Below are 16465 nucleotides of genomic sequence, written 5' to 3' on the forward strand. Positions count from 1 at the left end.
CCCCCACCAACGGGAGGGGACAGACCGGAGGACGAAGTCTGTAGGGCTGTCACCGCACCCAAAAACACCACGCCCGCCGCCAGGCGCAACGGCGAACAAGCCCCGCGGCGGGAGAGACGGGTACGTCGGGGGCGCCGCAAAGCGGCAACGGCGAGATGCCCCGCGGCGGGACGGCCAAGGTACGTACGCGGCGCCGCAAAGCGCAGCGCCCCGCGGCGGGACGGCCAAGTACGTGGGGAGGCTACAGACGGGCCGCCTTGAGGGCCATGTGGAGGAGCAGGCGGTGTTCCCCGTCGTCCAGGTCCAGGCCCGTCAGTTTCTCGACGCGGCCGAGGCGGTAGTAGAGGGTCTGGCGGTGGATGCCCAGGACCTGGGCCGTCCGGCTTGCCTGGCCCGCGCAGTCGAGGAACACCTCGGTGGTGCGGGCGAGTTCGGCGTGGGCGGGGGTGAGCAGGGGGCCGATCGCGGGGTCGGGATCGGTGGCCGGCAGGGCGGTCAGCATGCGGTACGAACCGATGGTGTCCCACGGGGCGACCGGGCCCAGCCGGGGTTCCGCGCGGGCCGCGCGGGCCGCGGCGAGGGCCTCCTGCCACGAGGTGGGGAGTTCGGCCGGCTCCCGGGTCGCGCTGCCGATGCCGGCCGCGCCCGGGCGGGGCGGGGCGGAGCGATCGGCGGAACGGGACCGCCCGGGGCCGGCCGGAGCCGCGGCGGCCGGGGCGCTCCCCGCCCGCGGGGAGCGCAGCAGGTGTTCCGCCACCGTACGGGCGGGGGCCGATCCGCCCGTCGCCCGCAGCCGGACCAGCGCGGCCAGCGTGGGCGGGCCGGGCGCGCCCGCCGGACCGCCGGGGGAGCGCAGTGCGCACGCCGCGAGCAGCCCGGGCAGGCTCGGCAGCGGGGCCGCGTCGGTGTCCGAGGTGTCCCAGGGCGTCACCGCGACCAGGGTGAGCGGCAGGCCGGGGGTGAAGCGCAGGGTGTCGCGGAGCGCGTCGCGCAGCGCGGTCGCCGCGGCCGGCCGGCCGGTGGCCGGACCGGTCAGCAACTCCCTCAGCAGGTCGCCGAGTTCGGACCCGGCGCGGGCCTCCTCGGCCAGCAGTGCGCCGATCCGGGCGGCGGTCTCCATCGCCTGGGCGATCCGCGGGTCGGGCGGGGTGCCGTGGCCGCCCAGGGCCAGGTCGGTGAGGTGCCCGTCGTCCAGCAGCCAGACGTAGCCGTGCACCACGCCCCGGTGGCGTACGGGGAGACAGATCCGGCCGCGGAAGACGCCGGCGGCCGGGTCCGGCGGGATCCGCAGCGGCGTCGTGGCCCGGGCGATCCCGAACGCCTCGAACCAGGCCCGGACCGCGGCCGAGGAGCGGCGCTGCAGGATCGACCGGGTCCGCACCGGGTCCATGACCTCGTCGTCCTCGCCCTCGTGCGCGCCGAAGGCGATCAGCCCGAAGTCCCGGTCCTCCAGCGTCGCCGGTGCGCCGAGTGCCGCCGAGATCTCGTCCACGAGCTGCTGGTAGTCGCCCCGCATCCGCCGTTCGGCTCCTCTCCTGTCGCAGTGGTCTCCCTGTTCCCATTCTCATACATCTGTCTGAGATCCCGGCCACGAAGGCGTGACAGCTGTCGATGGCCGCGAAGTGGCGGGATCCTTAAGTTTCAGGTGGCTCAATCTTGCCGACGCGTCAGCCCTGCACGGCGCGCCCGGTACTTGTCACCCTGAATGTGGAGGTGCCCCATGCTGGGTCCCGTGCTCCTCGCCGCAGCGCGCAGCGACAGCATCCGGCGCGTCGTCGCGGCCGCTCCGGTCACCCGCCCCGTGGTGGAACGGTTCGTCGCCGGCGAGCGGCTGGACGAGGCCATGGCCGCGGTGCGGAATCTGGCCGCGCGCGGACTGGAGGTCACGCTCGACCACCTCGGCGAGGACATCACGGATCCGGCGGAGGCGCTGCGCAACCGCGATGCCTACCTCCGGCTGGCCGGGGCCCTCAAGGAGCACGGGCTCGGCGTGAAGGCCGAGATGTCGGTGAAGCTGTCCGCCTTCGGCCAGGCGCTGCCGGGCGGCCACGAGCTGGCCCTGCAGAACGTCACCCCGGTGGTCGAGGCGGCCGCCGAGGCCGGCACGACGGTCACCCTCGACATGGAGGACCACACCACGGTCGACTCGACCCTGGCGATCCTCGCCGAGCTGCGTGCGCGGTTCCCCCAGACGGGCGCGGTGCTGCAGTCCTACCTCTTCCGCACCGAGGACGACTGCCGGGCGCTCGCCGGGGAAGGCTCCCGGGTGCGACTGGTCAAGGGCGCGTACAAGGAGCCCGCGACCGTTGCCTTCCAGGACAAGCGGGAGGTCGACCGGGCCTATGTGCGCTGCTTGAAGATCCTCATGGCCGGCCGGGGCTACCCCATGATCGGGTCGCACGACCCGCGGATGGTGGCCATCGCCCAGGAGCTGGCGCACCGCAACGGCCGTAAGCCGGCGGACTACGAATTCCAGATGCTGTACGGCATCCGCGAGGGGGAGCAGCGGCGCCTGGTCGCCGAGGGGAACCGTATGCGGGTGTACATCCCGTACGGCACCGATTGGTACGGATACTTCATGCGCCGGCTCGCCGAGCGCCCCGCGAACCTGGCGTTCTTCCTGCGGTCGCTCGCGACCCGGGGATGACGGCGACCCGGGGCTGACCCCCCGGCCCCTTTACGTACGTACGAACCGACCACCGAAGGAGAAACGGCCGCCATGGACGCTGTGACCCAGGTCCCCGTGCCGGTGAACGAGCCGGTCCACACCTACGCCCCCGGCAGCGCCGAGCGTTCCCGTCTGGAGGCCAAGCTCAAGGAGCTGGCCGGTAACCCGCGGGAGCTGCCGATGACCATCGGCGGCGAGCGCCGGATGGGCGCCGGCGAGCGCTTCGACGTCGTCCAGCCGCACAACCACGGAGCCCGGCTCGGCACGTACGGCAACGCCACGGTCAAGGACGCCCAGGACGCGGTGGACGCCGCGCTGGCCGCCGCCCCCGCCTGGCGCGCGATGTCCTTCGACGACCGTGCCGCGATCATCCTCAGGGCCGCCGAGCTGCTCTCCGGTCCCTGGCGCGAGACGCTGGCCGCCGCCACCATGCTGGGCCAGTCGAAGACCGCCCAGCAGGCCGAGATCGACACCCCCTGCGAGCTGATCGACTTCTGGCGCTTCAACGTGCACTTCGCGCGCCAGATCCTCGCCGAGCAGCCGCCGGCGAACTCCCCGGGCGTCTGGAACCGCTCGGACCACCGCCCCCTCGAAGGCTTCGTCTACGCGATCACGCCGTTCAACTTCACCGCGATCGCCGGCAACCTCCCGACCGCCCCCGCCCTCATGGGCAACGTGGTCGTCTGGAAGCCCTCGCCGACCCAGACCTTCGCGGCCGTGCTGCTGATGGAGCTGCTGGAGGAGGCCGGGCTGCCCAAGGGCGTGATCAACCTGGTCACCGGTGACGGCAAGGACGTCTCCGAGGTCGCGCTGACCCACCCCGACCTCGCGGGCATCCACTTCACCGGGTCGACCAAGACCTTCCAGTACCTGTGGAAGACGGTCGGCGCGAACATCGAGAACTACAAGACCTACCCGCGGCTGGTCGGCGAGACCGGCGGCAAGGACTTCATCGTCGCCCACCCCTCGGCCGACCGCGCCGTGCTGAAGACCGCCATGACCCGTGGCGCCTTCGAGTTCCAGGGCCAGAAGTGTTCCGCGGCCTCCCGCGCGTACGTCCCGGCCTCCCTGTGGAACGCCGGCTTCAAGGAGGAGTTCGCCGCCGAGGTCGAGTCGCTCGCCATGGGTGACGTCACCGACCTGTCGAACTTCATCGGTGCCGTCATCGACGAGCGGTCCTTCGCCAAGAACAAGGCGGCGATCGACCGCGCCAAGGCCGACCCGACCATCGAGGTCGTGGCCGGCGGCACGTACGACGACAGCGAGGGCTACTTCGTCCGCCCGACGGTCCTGGTCTCCACCGACGCGGACAACGAGATCTTCAAGGACGAGTACTTCGGCCCGATCCTCGGCGTCTTCGTCTACGACGACGCGGACTACGACGAGATGCTCACCCAGATGGAGTCCGCCTCGGCGTACGGCCTGACCGGTTGCGTCATCGCCCAGGACCGCGCCGCGGCCGCCGCCACCTGCGAGAAGCTCCGCTTCGCCGCGGGCAACTTCTACATCAACGACAAGCCCACCGGCGCCGTGGTCGGCCAGCAGCCCTTCGGCGGCGGCCGTGCCTCCGGCACCAACGACAAGGCCGGCGCCAAGCAGAACCTGATGCGCTGGACCTCCACCCGCTCCATCAAGGAAACCCTGGTCCCCCCGACGGACTACCGCTACCCGCACATGGGCTGACCGCCCCGGGACACGACGGCGGCCCGGCACTCCTCACAAGGGGGTGCCGGGCCGTCGGCGTCGGCTCGTGCGCGCCGTACGGCACGCGGTGCGCGACGGCGTGGAGCGCCTCGTCGGAGCGAGGGGACAGGGAATCCGTCTCAGATAGTAGGAAGCCCAAGTAATTGTGCAGACATCACGGCCCGGCTGTCCTAGCTTTGTAGGAGCCGAACGTAACGCTCCATCGAGCGACTGCGGATGTGGCCCGGTGCGTATGCGCAGGTGACCCCTGTTGCGCCGAGGCTCCCGCCCTTTCCGGCCCGCTTCTGGATCGACGTATCCCATCCGTTCTCGGGGCTTTGGCATTGGAGACGTGAATCATGGCCGAGACCGCTGTCCGCAGGACCCGCCGCTCCGCGCGTACGACCAACGACGCCGACCGCAGGAACGCCGCGGCCGCCCTCCAGCGCGCCCTCGACCGCCGGGACAACGGCGGCTCCACCGGGCACTGAGATGTTGCGCGCACAGGGTGGGGCCCGGGCGTCGGTACCGTGCCGCTGCTGGTGGCGGATCCGGTGCTCCGCCGCCCGGCTGATCTGTCACTGAGGCGTCGGGCCGCCCGTGGACGTGGTCTCCGGGCGTGTCCGCATGGCGGACGCTACGTGTCAATCAATGGGACGAAGAGTAGGGTCCAACCATGTCTCGCAGCATTCGCCTCGCAGTGATCCCCGGTGACGGTATCGGCCAGGAAGTCGTGGCCCAGGGCCTCAAGGTCCTGACCGCTGTCCTGCCGCAGGACGTCAAGCTGGAAACCAAGGAGTACGACCTCGGGGCCCGGCGCTGGCACGCCACCGGCGAGACCCTGCCGGACGCGGAGCTGGAGGCGCTCAAGCAGCACGACGCGATCCTGCTCGGCGCGATCGGCGACCCGTCCGTGCCCTCCGGAGTGCTGGAGCGCGGGCTGCTGCTCAAACTCCGCTTCGCGTTCGACCACTTCGTCAACCTGCGCCCGTCGAAGCTCTTCCCGAACACGGCCACGCCGCTGGCCGGCCGTCCGGACATCGACTTCGTCGTCGTCCGCGAGGGCACCGAGGGCCCGTACACCGGCAACGGCGGCAGCCTGCGCACCGGCACCCCCGCCGAGGTCGCCACCGAGGTCAGCGTGAACACCGCCTACGGCGTCGAGCGCGTGGTCCGGGACGCGTACGAGCGGGCCAACGCCCGCCCCCGCAAGAAGCTGACGTTGGTCCACAAGAACAACGTGCTGGTCTACGCCGGCCACATGTGGAAGAACATCTTCGACAAGGTCGGCCAGGAGTACCCCGAGGTCACCACCGACTACCTGCACGTCGACGCGGCGACGATCTTCTTCGTCACCCAGCCCGAGCGGTTCGACGTGATCGTCACCGACAACCTCTTCGGCGACATCCTCACCGACCTCGCCGCGGCCGTGACCGGCGGCATCGGCCTGGCCGCGTCCGGCAACATCAACCCGACCGGTGAGTTCCCCTCGATGTTCGAGCCGGTGCACGGCTCCGCGCCGGACATCGCCGGGACCGGCAAGGCCGACCCGACCGCCACGATCCTCTCCGTCGCGCTGCTGCTGCGCCACCTCGGCTACGAGGCCGAGGCCGCCCGCATCGAGACGGCCGTCGCGACCGACCTGGAGGCCCGGGACGGCACCGCCCGCAGCACGGACGAGATCGGCGACGCGCTCGCCGCACGAGTAGCGGGCTGAGGCCCGCAGCGCACGCAGAGACGCACCCACAGCGCCGGGCCCCCACGGGGTTCCGGCGCTGTCCGCATTCCCGGCCGCAGGCCGCCCGCCGGTCGACCCTGTGCTAACGCCGGGCGGGATGCGACCATCGGATCCGGAGACCGCATACGCGCGTACGGCGGCGGACACCCCCGAGCGATAATCGGAAGAGGGGCCGCCGTCCGCGGGGAAACTCGGACGTCCCAGTAACGACCGGTACGCCAAGATCCCGTCGTACGCGGCAACCGCCAACCGCCCGGCGCGGACCACGCAGTGAAGGACACGCATACATGACGACGCCCACGATCGAGCTCAAGCCCTCCTCGCACCCGCTGTCCGACGCGGAGCGGGAGCAGATCCTGGCCGCCCCGGGCTTCGGCCGCCACTTCACCGACCACATGGTGACGATCAGGTGGACCGAGGGCCGCGGCTGGCATGACGGCCAGCTCGTGCCGTACGGGCCGCTCTCCCTCGACCCGGCGACCAACGTCCTGCACTACGCGCAGGAGATCTTCGAGGGCCTCAAGGCGTACCGCCAGCCCGACGGCTCGGTCGCGACCTTCCGCCCGGACGCCAACGCCCGCCGCTTCCAGGCGTCGGCGCGCCGGCTGGCCATGCCGGAACTGCCGGTCGAGACCTTCATCGAGGCCTGTGACCTGCTCGTCCAGCAGGACAAGGACTGGGTGCCGGCGCACGGCGGCGAGGAGTCGCTCTACCTGCGCCCGTTCATGATCGCGACCGAGGTCGGGCTGGGCGTGAAGCCGGCCAACGAGTACCTCTTCGTCGTCATCGCCTCGCCGGCCGGCGCCTACTTCCCCGGTGGCGTCAAGCCGGTCTCCATCTGGCTCTCCGAGGACCGGGTGCGCGCGGTACCCGGCGGCATGGGCGACGCCAAGACCGGCGGCAACTACGCCGCGTCGCTGCTGGCCCAGGCCGAGGCCGCGGTGCACGGCTGCGACCAGGTCGCCTACCTCGACGCCGTGGAGCACAAGTGGGTCGAGGAACTCGGCGGGATGAACCTGTACTTCGTCTACGGGGACAAGATCGTCACCCCCACGCTCACCGGCTCGCTGCTCGCCGGCATCACCCGTGACTCGCTGCTGGCCGTCGCCCGCGACCTGGGCTTCGAGGCGGAGGAGGCCCGGGTCTCCATCGACCAGTGGCAGGCCGACACGGCGAACGGCACCCTAACCGAGGTCTTCGCCTGCGGTACGGCCGCGGTGATCACCCCGGTCGGCACGGTCAAGCGGAACGGCGCCGAGTGGACCCAGTCCGACGGCGAGCCCGGCAAGGTCACGCTGAAGCTGCGCGAGGCGCTGCTGGACATCCAGCGCGGTGTCGCGGAGGACACCCACGGCTGGATGCACCGCCTGGGCTGACCCCGGCGGCGGGACCGGCGCCGGCCGGCGCCCGCCCGGACACCACCGAGGCCGCCCCCGACGCAACCGTCGGGGGCGGCCTCGGCCGTACCGGGCGGGGTCAGCCGACCTCCGCGGGGGCCTCCGGTGCGGCGGCCGGCGGGGGAGTGGCGAGGCTGCGCAGCGCGGGGACCGGCCGGGGCCGGCGGGCGGTCAGCAGCAGGTAGGCGAGCCCGGCGACGGCCGCGGCCAGCAGGAAGCTGATGTCGATGCCGCCGGTGTGGGCCAGCAACGGGCCCTGGTAGAACGGCGTGTCCACGCCCAGCAGGCCGACCGCCGAGCCCAGCGCCCAGGCGACGGTGGCCTGGAGGTTCCAGCCGGCCTTGTACCAGTACACGCCGCCGCGGGTGCCGCGGTTGTAGACCTGGAGCGAGTCGGCGTCGTAGTTGCCGCGGCAGCGCGCGAAGCCCATGACCGTGATGACCGCCCAGGGCGTGCCGATCGCGGTCATCAGCAGCACGAAGGACGTCATGGCGTCCTGTGCCGCCCACAGGAAGTGGCCGGCGTAGACCAGCGCGGTCGAGACGCCCGCGACCACGTACGTGGCCTGGGTGCGGGTCGCCCGCGGCAGGATCGCGTCGAGGTCGAGGCCCATGCTGTAGAGCATCAGACCGGAGTTGCCCACCGAGCCGGCGGACGCGTTGAGCAGCAGGAAGACCAGGTACCAGGCCGGGGCGCCGGCCACCAGCGGACCCGCGTAGTCGTCGCCGGCGCCGACCGCCAGCGCGCTGAACGTACCGAAGAGCTGCGGCACCAGCAGACCGGTCACCAGGCCGAGGTAGGTGGCGGTGAAGACCTTCTTCGAGGAGTGGCGGCGCGGTGAGATGTAGCGGCTGTAGTCGCCGAGCAGGGTGATGAAGGCGATCGGGCCGCTCAGACCGGCGGAGACCGCGGAGAGCAGCCAGGTCTGCCAGTAGCCGCCGAGCGCGTACGGGACGCCGTGCACCGGGCCGGTGGAGAAGTGGTGCGCGTAGGCGAGGACGCCGACCACGAGCAGGATCGTCAGGCCGATCGAGAGCACCTTGCTCATCCGCAGCAGGACCTTGTAGCCGTAGACCGCGCCGACGGCGGTACAGCCCGCCAGGACGGCGTAGACGACGGCGTAGGACGCGCCGTCGGCCGGCAGGCCCAGCAGGCGGTGCAGACAGCCGACCATCGCGTCGCCGCCCACCCACAGGGTCAGCGCGGTGTAGCCGAGCGAGAGCAGCAGGCCGATGACCGAGCCGATCAGCCGGCCGCGCACGCCGAAGTGGGCGCCGCTGCTGGTGGAGAGGTTGGTCGCACTGCGCAGCGAGACCAGGGCGAGCGGCGCGGTCAGCACGGCGCCGACCAGGGTGCCGGCGGCCAGCGAGCTGACCGAGCCCCAGAAGCCGAGGCCGAACGAGACCGGGAGCCAGCCGAAGATCACCACGCCGAGGGCGAGGTTCGATCCGAGCAGGATCGAGATGAGGTCCCGGGGACCGCTGGTGCGCTCCTCGTCCGGGATGGTGTCGACTCCGCGTTGTTCGATCGGCATGAGGGCTCCCCTGAGAGGCCGGACAGCAGTGTGCGAGCAGTGCTGAAGCGTGCAGTGCTCCGTGGTGTGGACAGTGCTCGTGAGTGAGCGGTGCTCGTGAGTGAGCGAGGAATCGCGCTGCGGGACCGCCGCGAGATCGTTTAGAGCGGTGCTCTATCCACCGCTTATTTAGAACAGCGCTCAATGTGACTCATCCCCATGCCTTAGGTCAATGCTTTCGCGTTGACTGTTTTCATGGTTAGAGTGATGCTCTAATCGAGCTGGAAGGTGGGACGGGATGCGGTTGACCCCGACGGAACGCGACCGGCTGCTGCTGTTCGGCGCAGCCGAGCTGGCGCGGACGCGCCGGGCCCGCGGACTGAAGCTGAATGTGCCCGAGGCGACCGCGTTGATCGCGGACACAGTCTGCGAGGCGGCGCGGGACGGGCGCCGCCTCGCTCAAGCCATCGAGGCGGCACGCAGCGTGCTCGGCCCGGACGACGTCCTCCCGGGCGTGGCCGACGTGGTCACCGAGGTGCATGTGGAGGCCGTCTTCGACGACGGCTCCCGGCTCGCGGTGGTCACCGAGCCGATCGGCGCCGCGGCGGGGGAGCGCGACGAGACCGCGGCCCCGGCCCCCGGCGCCGTGCTCCCCGGCCCGGCCGACCCGGAGCCGGCGCCCGCGGTGGTGCTGACCGTGCGCAACACCGCGGTGGTCCCGATCAGCGTCACGTCCCACTTCCACTTCTTCGAGGCCAACCCCCGCCTGGAGTTCGACCGCGCGGCCGGGTACGGCATGCGGCTGTGCGTGCCGGCCGGCTCGTCGGTGCGGTTCGACCCCGGCGGCACCTCGGAGGTCGGTCTGGTGCCGATCGGCGGCGACCGGATCGCGATCGGCTTCGCCGGTCTCGTCGACGGCCCGCTGGACGCACCGGGCGCGAAGGAAGAAGCGCTGCGGCGGGCCGCCGCCTGCGGCTACCTGGGAGCGGAGGAGCAGGCATGAGCATCGATCCCCACGAGTACGCGTCGGTGCACGGCCCGCGCGCCGGCGACCGGGTCGTCCTCGGCGACTCGGGCCTGGTCGTCCGGGTCGAGTCGGACGCCCAGAAGCCCGGCGACGAGTTCCTGGCCGGCTTCGGCAAGACCGCCCGGGACGGGCTGCTGCTCAAGGCCGCCGCGGTCCGCGAGACCTGCGACGTGGTGATCAGCAACGTCCTGGTCATCGATGCGATCCAGGGCATCCGCAAGGTGTCCATCGGCATCCGCGAGGGCCGCATCCACGCCATCGGCCGGGCCGGCAACCCCGATACCCTCGACGGGGTCGATGTCGTCGTCGGCACCGGCACCTCGATCGTCTCCGGCGAGGGCATGATCGCCACCGCCGGCGCCGTGGACACCCACGTCCACCTGCTCTCGCCGCGCGTCATGGAAGCCTCGCTGGCCTCCGGCGTGACCACGATCATCGGCCAGGAATTCGGCCCCGTGTGGGGCGTCGGCGTCAACTCCCCCTGGGCACTGGGCCATGCGTTCAACGCCTTCGATGCCTGGCCGGTCAACATCGGCTTCCTCGGCCGCGGTTCCTCCTCCGGCGACGCCCCGCTGGTCGAGGCGCTCGCCGAGGGCGGCGCCTGCGGCTTCAAGGTGCACGAGGACATGGGCGCGCACGCCCGCGCCCTGGACACCGCGCTGCGGGTCGCCGAGGACCACGACGTCCAGGTCGCCCTGCACAGCGACGGCCTGAACGAATGCCTCACCGTCGAGGACACCCTGCGCGTCCTGGACGGCCGCACCATCCACGCCTTCCACATCGAGGGCTGCGGCGGCGGGCACGTCCCCAACGTCCTGAAGATGGCCGGCGTCCCCAACGTCATCGGCTCCTCGACCAACCCCACCCTCCCCTTCGGGCGGGACGCGGTCGCCGAGCACTACGGCATGATCGTCTCGGTCCACGACCTGAAGACCGACCTGCCCGGCGACGCCGCCATGGCCCGCGACCGCATCCGCGCCGGGACCATGGGCGCGGAGGACGTCCTGCACGACCTCGGCGCGATCGGCATCACCTCCTCCGACGCCCAGGGCATGGGCCGGGCCGGCGAGACCGTACGCCGCACCTTCGCCATGGCCGGCAAGATGAAGGCCGAGCTGGGCCCGATGGAGGGCGACGGCGCCCACGACGACAACGCCCGCGTGCTGCGCTACATCGCCAAGCTCACCATCAACCCCGCCATCGCGCACGGCCTCTCGCACGAGATCGGGTCGATCGAGGTCGGCAAGATGGCCGACATCGTGCTCTGGACGCCGCAGTTCTTCGGCGCCAAGCCGCAGCTGGTGCTGAAGTCCGGCTTCCCGGCCTACGGCGTCACCGGCGACCCCAACGCCGCCACCGACACCTGCGAACCCCTCGTGCTGGGCCCGCAGTTCGGGGCACACGGCGCGACGCCCGCCGAGATCTCCGTCGCCTTCGTCGCGCGTGCCGCGGTCGAGCAGGGCAACGACGGCATGCCCACCCGCCGCCGCCGGGTCGCGGTCCGCGGCACCCGCGGCATCGGTCCCGGCAGCCTCGTCCACAACTCTCGGGTCGGACAGGTCCAGGTCGACGCCCGCAGCGGACTGGTCACCCTCGACGGCGACCCGATGCGCTCCGAGCCGGCCGACACCGTCTCGCTGTCGCGCCTGTACTTCCTCTGACCCACCGCCTTCCCGACCGCACCGGTGCCCGTTGACCGCACCGGCTCCCTCCCAAGGACCCACATGAACACTCCCGCCGCCGACGGCTTCGCCATGCCCCCGGAGTGGGCACCGCACGAGCGCACCTGGATGGCCTGGCCCGGCCCCAACTTCACCTTCGGTGCGGAGGGCGGCGAGACGCTGGCCGAGGCCCGCCGGGCCTGGGCCGCCGTCGCCCGCGCGGTGCGGCGGTACGAGCCGGTGACCGTCGTCGCCGGACCGGGCCAGCTGGCCGGCGCCCGCGAGCTGCTCGGCGACGGCATCGAGCTGGTCGAACGGCCGCTGAACGACGCCTGGATGCGCGACATCGGCCCGACCTTCCTCACCGACGGCAAGGGCAACCTCGCCGCCACCGACTGGGTCTTCAACGGCTGGGGCGCCCAGGAGTGGGCCCGCTGGGACCTCGACGAGAAGATCGCCGAGCAGGTCGGCGCGCTGGCCGGGGCCCGCCGCTACGCCACCGACCTGGTCAACGAGGGCGGCGGCATCCACGTCGACGGCGAGGGCACGGTCCTGCTCACCGAGACCGTCCAGCTCGACCCGGGCCGCAACCCCGACCACACCAAGGAAGAGGTCGAGGCCGAGATCCACGCCCACCTCGGCACCACCAAGGCGATCTGGCTGCCGCGCGGCCTCGCCGCCGACTACGGCCGGTTCGGCACCCGCGGCCATGTCGACATCGTCGCCGCCTTCGCCCGCCCCGGCGTCGTCATGGTCCACACCCAGCCGAACCCGGACCACCCCGACCACGCCATCTGCAACGAGATCGTCAAGCTGCTGGGCGCCGCCACCGACGCCAAGGGCCGCCCGCTGGAGGTCGTGGAGGTCCCCGCGCCCACCGTCATCGAGGAAGACGGCGAGCTGGTGGACTACTCGTACATCAACCACCTGCAGTGCAACGACGGCATCGTGCTGTGCGCCTTCGACGACCCGCGGGACGAGGAGGCGGCCGCGATCTTCCGCCGGCTGTTCCCCGGACGGACCGTGACGCTCGTGGACGCCCGTACGATCTTCGCAGCGGGTGGCGGTATCCACTGCATCACCCAGCAGCAGCCGAGGGTCTGATCCCAAGGCCCCGTCCAGCCGACCCGGAGGTTCCCCGTGCCCGGTCCCGTGCGCCGTCCCCGGCGCCGGCTCAACCAGCCCCGCGAGCAGGTCCTGGCCGCGGCGATGGCCACCATCGCCGCGGAGGGCCTGGACCGGCTGACCATGGCGGGCCTGGGCCGCGAGGTCGGCATGAGCAGCGGCCACATCCTGTACTACTTCGGGACCAAGGACGAGCTGCTGCTGCAGACCCTCCAGTGGAGCGAGGAGCAGCTCGGTGCCGAGCGCCGGGCCGCCCTCTCCCGCCGCGTCCCGGCCCGCGAGCGGCTGGACGCGCTGATCGATCTGTACCTCCCCGAGGGCCACCGCGACCCGCGCTGGACCCTCTGGCTGGAGGTCTGGAACCGCTCCCAGAACGCCGACGACGAGACCCGCGAACGCCAGCTGGAACTCGAACTCGCCTGGCACCGCGACCTGGTCGCCCTCCTCGTCGAGGGCGCCTCCAAGGGCGAGTTCCGCCCCGTCGACGCCGAACGCTTCGCCACCCGCACCCGCGCCCTCCTCGACGGCTTCGGCACCCACCTCGTCGTCGGCCTCCCCGGCACCGACCGCGAACAGGCCCGCGACCACATACGGGAATTCCTGGACGAATCCCTCAGCGTCCCGCGCCCGTAGCCGGGCGCCGCACCCGGTCGCGCGACCACAACGCACGTAAGTACGCCCGATCGTTGCCGTGCTCTCCCTTGCCGAAGGCCGACCGGTCCGCGACCGTGATCGGCTATGGGACGAGAGCAGTGGAAGAAGATCTGGGTCGGCTCGGCCGGCAACATGGTCGAGTGGTTCGACTGGTTCGTGTACGCCAGCTTCGCGGTGTACTTCGCGGACGCGTTCTTCCCCAAGGGGAATGACACGGCCAACCTCATGAACACCATGGGGATCTTCGCCGTCGGCTTCTTCATGCGGCCGGTGGGCGGCTGGCTGCTCGGCCGGATCGGCGACCGCAAGGGCCGCAAGGCCGCGCTGACCCTCACCGTCACCCTGATGTCCGCCTCGGCCGTCCTGATCGCGATTGCGCCCACGTACGCCGCCGCCGGCTACGGCGGGGTCGCCGTACTCCTCCTCGCCCGGATGCTGCAGGGCCTCTCGGTCGGCGGGGAGTACGCGGCCAGCGCCACCTACCTGACCGAGGCCTCCGCCGAAGGGCAGCGCGGTTTCGCCTCCAGCTTCCAGTACGTGTCGATGACCGCGGGCCAGCTGCTGGGCCTCGGGCTGCAGATCGTGCTCCAGCGCACCCTGTCCGAGGACGCGCTGCACAGCTGGGCCTGGCGGGTCCCCTTCATCGTCGGCGCGCTGGGCGCCGGGATCGTCTTCTACCTGCGGCGCAACATGCTGGAGACGGAGGTCTACGCCCACGACGAGGGCGCCCAGGCCGACCCGGAGCGTGGCACGATCAAGGCGCTGCTGGCCCACAAGCGCGAGGCGTTCCTGGTTATCGCGCTCACCATGGGCGGCACCGTCGCCTACTACACGTACACGACCTACCTGACCAAGTACCTCTCGCAGAGCGCCGGGATGGCCAAGCCGACCGCCTCGCTGGTCAGCTTCTGCGCGCTGTTCCTCTTCATGTGCCTGCAGCCGTTCGCCGGCAAGCTGTCGGACCGGATCGGTCGGCGGCCACTGCTGATCACCTTCGCGGTCGGCTCGACCTTCCTGACCGTGCCGATCATGATGCTGCTCCGGCACGCCGGCAGCTTCTGGCCGGCGCTCGGGCTGTCGCTGCTGGCACTGGTCGTGGTCACCGGCTACACCTCGATCAACGCCTGTGTGAAGGCCGAGCTGTTCCCCACCGGCATCCGCGCACTGGGCGTCGCACTGCCCTACGCGATCGCCAACGCGCTGTTCGGCGGCACCGCCGAATACGTCGCCCTGTGGTTCAAGAACGGCGGCATCGAGTCCGGCTACTACTGGTACGTGGCGGGCTGCGCGGCGGTCTCGCTGATCGTCTACATCACCATGCGGGAGACCCGGACCATCGATCTGCACCGGGTCGGCACCGAGGCACCCGCCGATGCCGCCCGGACCCCGGGCCGGGAGCCCGTCGCCGACTGACCCGCCTTCCCGGTCCGGCCACGGCCTCCCCCGCCCGGGGGAGGCCGTTCCCCGTTCCCGGGGATCCGCGACCGGCCGCGGGCGGCTTGGCTGGACGGCATGACGAAGACCAGGCGTGCACTCGTACCACTGCTGCTGACCGGCCTGCTCGCGGCAGGGCTCGCGGCCCCACCCGCGGCGGTGGCCCGGCCCGGTCCGGTACGCCGGGCCGCCGAGCCCTCCGCCATGTCCCGCCCGGCCGCCGACGACCTCCGCGCCCGGCTCGCGGCCGTCCCCGGCCTGCGGGTGATCAAGGAGAACCCCGCCCCGGCCGGCTACCGCTCCTTCACCCTCGACTACCGCCAGCCCGTCGACCACCGGCACCCGCACCGGGGCACCTTCGCCCAGCGGCTGCTCCTGCTCCACCGGTCCACCACGCGGCCGACGGTCCTGCACCTCGGCGGCTACGGACTGGAGCACCAGGACCCCGGGTACCGCACCGAGCCGACCACGCTCCTCGACGCCAACCAAATAAGCGTGGAACACCGCTACTTCGGCACCTCCACGCCCCGCCCCACCGACTGGCCGAAGCTCGACATCCGGCAGGCGGCGGCCGACCACCACCGGATCGTTGCGGCCCTCAAGCCGATCTACCGCGCCGCCTGGATCTCCACCGGCGGCAGCAAGGGCGGCATGGCGACGGTCTACCACCGGCGCTTCCACCCGCACGACGTGGCCGGCTCCGTCGTGTACTCGGCGCCGGACAACACCGACGACCGGGACGACACCGCCGTGGACCGCTTCCTGGAGCGGGTCGGCACCCCTCGGTGCCGCGCCGCACTCACCGCCGTACAGCGGGCGATGCTGGGCCCCCGGCGGGCGGAGCTCGCGGGCCGTCTCGCGCGCTGGGCCGCAGGCCAGGGCCACACCTTCCACACCCTCGGCAGCGCCGACCGGGTCCTGGAACTGACCGTGCTCCAGCTCCCCATGCTCTTCTGGATGCACGCGGACACCGCGTCCTGCGACCGCATCCCCGAGCCGTCGGCGTCCGGCGACGTGCTGTACGACTGGTGGACGGCCACGGTCCCGGTGCCCGGCTACACCGACCACTACCTGGCCCCGGTCACCGCCTCCTACTACCAGCTCGGCACCCAGCTCGGCTTCGTCGACCTCGCCGCGCCCCACCTGGCCGGCCTGCTCCGCCACCCCGGCATCCAGTCGATGCGCAACTACGTGCCGCGCCGCATCCCGATGCACTTCGCACCCGGTGCCATGCCCGACATCGACCGCTGGGTGCGGCACCACGGCAGCGAGCTGCTCTTCGTCTACGGCGAGATGGACCCCACCCGGGCCGAACCGTTCCGCACCGGCCGGGGCAGCCGGGACGCGCACGTCTACGTGGCGCCGGGCGCGGGCCACGCCACGACCCTCGCCCGGCTGGCGCCCCGGGACCGCGCCCGGGCCACCGCCGCGCTCCGCCGCTGGGCCGCAGTGGACACGCCGCCCGCATAGTGAGACCGCCGGGTGCGCGGTGCGCCCGATATGGCACACTGCGGACCGTGCTCTCGTTCGCCATGATTATTGGCAGCAGGCGCGCCGGTCCGCAG

Annotated in this window: 13 protein-coding genes; 11 read left to right on the forward strand and 2 right to left on the reverse strand. The window is 71.9% G+C overall.

Translation table 11 applies throughout. The features are described from left to right. Positions 1-241: 241 nt before the first annotated feature. A complete protein-coding gene (locus ACGF4C_RS32305; protein ID WP_393571110.1) occupies positions 242-1516 on the reverse strand; it encodes a PucR family transcriptional regulator in 1275 nt (424 codons plus the stop codon). A gap of 204 nt (positions 1517-1720) precedes the next feature. On the opposite strand from ACGF4C_RS32305, the gene ACGF4C_RS32310 reads away from it, so the two are divergent. From ACGF4C_RS32310 to ACGF4C_RS32330, 5 genes are all read left to right on the forward strand, one after another. Continuing rightward, the gene (locus ACGF4C_RS32310; RefSeq protein WP_393571112.1) at positions 1721-2647 is read left to right on the forward strand and encodes a proline dehydrogenase family protein; all 927 of its coding nucleotides are present in this window, start codon (positions 1721-1723) and stop codon (positions 2645-2647) included. A 72-nt stretch (positions 2648-2719) separates the two neighbouring features. After that, on the forward strand, positions 2720-4351 hold the full coding sequence (gene pruA / locus ACGF4C_RS32315; RefSeq protein WP_393571114.1) for an L-glutamate gamma-semialdehyde dehydrogenase: 1632 nt from the start codon (positions 2720-2722) through the stop codon (positions 4349-4351). 359 nt (positions 4352-4710) lie between these two features. Further along, a complete protein-coding gene (locus ACGF4C_RS32320) occupies positions 4711-4842 on the forward strand; it encodes a hypothetical protein (RefSeq protein WP_267881511.1) in 132 nt (43 codons plus the stop codon). Positions 4843-5027: 185 nt separating this feature from the next. Then, positions 5028-6068, forward strand: a complete 1041-nt coding sequence (locus tag ACGF4C_RS32325) for a 3-isopropylmalate dehydrogenase (RefSeq protein WP_201810744.1) — start codon at positions 5028-5030, stop codon at positions 6066-6068. A 308-nt stretch (positions 6069-6376) separates the two neighbouring features. Beyond that, positions 6377-7465 (forward strand): branched-chain amino acid aminotransferase, encoded by a 1089-nt coding sequence (locus tag ACGF4C_RS32330; RefSeq protein WP_362140548.1) that lies wholly within the window; start codon positions 6377-6379, stop codon positions 7463-7465. A gap of 100 nt (positions 7466-7565) precedes the next feature. Here ACGF4C_RS32330 and ACGF4C_RS32335 read toward each other — a convergent pair whose 3' ends face one another. Beyond that, the gene (locus ACGF4C_RS32335) at positions 7566-9020 is read right to left on the reverse strand and encodes a cytosine permease (protein WP_393571118.1); all 1455 of its coding nucleotides are present in this window, start codon (positions 9018-9020) and stop codon (positions 7566-7568) included. A 277-nt stretch (positions 9021-9297) separates the two neighbouring features. On the opposite strand from ACGF4C_RS32335, the gene ureA reads away from it, so the two are divergent. The 6 genes from ureA to ACGF4C_RS32365 all read left to right on the forward strand — a co-directional run bounded on the left by ureA (position 9298) and on the right by ACGF4C_RS32365 (position 16370). After that, complete coding sequence (gene ureA / locus ACGF4C_RS32340; protein WP_393571120.1) at positions 9298-10002, forward strand: urease subunit gamma; 705 nt, start codon at positions 9298-9300, stop codon at positions 10000-10002. Then, entirely contained in the window at positions 9999-11687 is a 1689-nt protein-coding gene (locus tag ACGF4C_RS32345) for an urease subunit alpha (RefSeq protein ID WP_393571122.1), read from the forward strand. The genes ureA and ACGF4C_RS32345 overlap by 4 nt, the downstream gene beginning before the upstream one ends. Before the next feature lie 63 nt (positions 11688-11750). Next, positions 11751-12791 (forward strand): agmatine/peptidylarginine deiminase, encoded by a 1041-nt coding sequence (locus ACGF4C_RS32350; RefSeq protein ID WP_393571124.1) that lies wholly within the window; start codon positions 11751-11753, stop codon positions 12789-12791. A 36-nt stretch (positions 12792-12827) separates the two neighbouring features. Beyond that, positions 12828-13445: a TetR/AcrR family transcriptional regulator gene (locus tag ACGF4C_RS32355; RefSeq protein WP_393571126.1), complete on the forward strand. Its 618-nt coding sequence runs from the start codon at positions 12828-12830 to the stop codon at positions 13443-13445. Positions 13446-13550: 105 nt separating this feature from the next. After that, positions 13551-14879, forward strand: a complete 1329-nt coding sequence (locus tag ACGF4C_RS32360; RefSeq protein ID WP_393571128.1) for an MFS transporter — start codon at positions 13551-13553, stop codon at positions 14877-14879. Positions 14880-14978: 99 nt separating this feature from the next. Then, complete coding sequence (locus ACGF4C_RS32365) at positions 14979-16370, forward strand: S28 family serine protease (protein ID WP_393571130.1); 1392 nt, start codon at positions 14979-14981, stop codon at positions 16368-16370. The last annotated feature ends 95 nt before the right edge of the window (positions 16371-16465 follow it).

This window comes from Streptomyces sp. NPDC048197 (assembly GCF_043202395.1).
Lineage (GTDB): Bacteria > Actinomycetota > Actinomycetes > Streptomycetales > Streptomycetaceae > Streptomyces > Streptomyces siderophoricus.

Excerpts from the sequence above, each read along its gene's own strand:
- ACGF4C_RS32365 (WP_393571130.1), top strand. The coding sequence starts at position 14,979 with ATGACGAAGACCAGGCGTGCACTCGTACCACTGCTGCTGACCGGCCTG.
- ACGF4C_RS32305 (WP_393571110.1), bottom strand. The coding sequence starts at position 1,516 with ATGCGGGGCGACTACCAGCAGCTCGTGGACGAGATCTCGGCGGCACTC.
- ACGF4C_RS32310 (WP_393571112.1), top strand. The coding sequence starts at position 1,721 with ATGCTGGGTCCCGTGCTCCTCGCCGCAGCGCGCAGCGACAGCATCCGG.
- ACGF4C_RS32345 (WP_393571122.1), top strand. The coding sequence starts at position 9,999 with ATGAGCATCGATCCCCACGAGTACGCGTCGGTGCACGGCCCGCGCGCC.
- pruA (WP_393571114.1), top strand. The coding sequence starts at position 2,720 with ATGGACGCTGTGACCCAGGTCCCCGTGCCGGTGAACGAGCCGGTCCAC.
- ACGF4C_RS32350 (WP_393571124.1), top strand. The coding sequence starts at position 11,751 with ATGAACACTCCCGCCGCCGACGGCTTCGCCATGCCCCCGGAGTGGGCA.
- ureA (WP_393571120.1), top strand. The coding sequence starts at position 9,298 with ATGCGGTTGACCCCGACGGAACGCGACCGGCTGCTGCTGTTCGGCGCA.
- ACGF4C_RS32360 (WP_393571128.1), top strand. The coding sequence starts at position 13,551 with ATGGGACGAGAGCAGTGGAAGAAGATCTGGGTCGGCTCGGCCGGCAAC.
- ACGF4C_RS32325 (WP_201810744.1), top strand. The coding sequence starts at position 5,028 with ATGTCTCGCAGCATTCGCCTCGCAGTGATCCCCGGTGACGGTATCGGC.
- ACGF4C_RS32335 (WP_393571118.1), bottom strand. The coding sequence starts at position 9,020 with ATGCCGATCGAACAACGCGGAGTCGACACCATCCCGGACGAGGAGCGC.
- ACGF4C_RS32330 (WP_362140548.1), top strand. The coding sequence starts at position 6,377 with ATGACGACGCCCACGATCGAGCTCAAGCCCTCCTCGCACCCGCTGTCC.
- ACGF4C_RS32320 (WP_267881511.1), top strand. The coding sequence starts at position 4,711 with ATGGCCGAGACCGCTGTCCGCAGGACCCGCCGCTCCGCGCGTACGACC.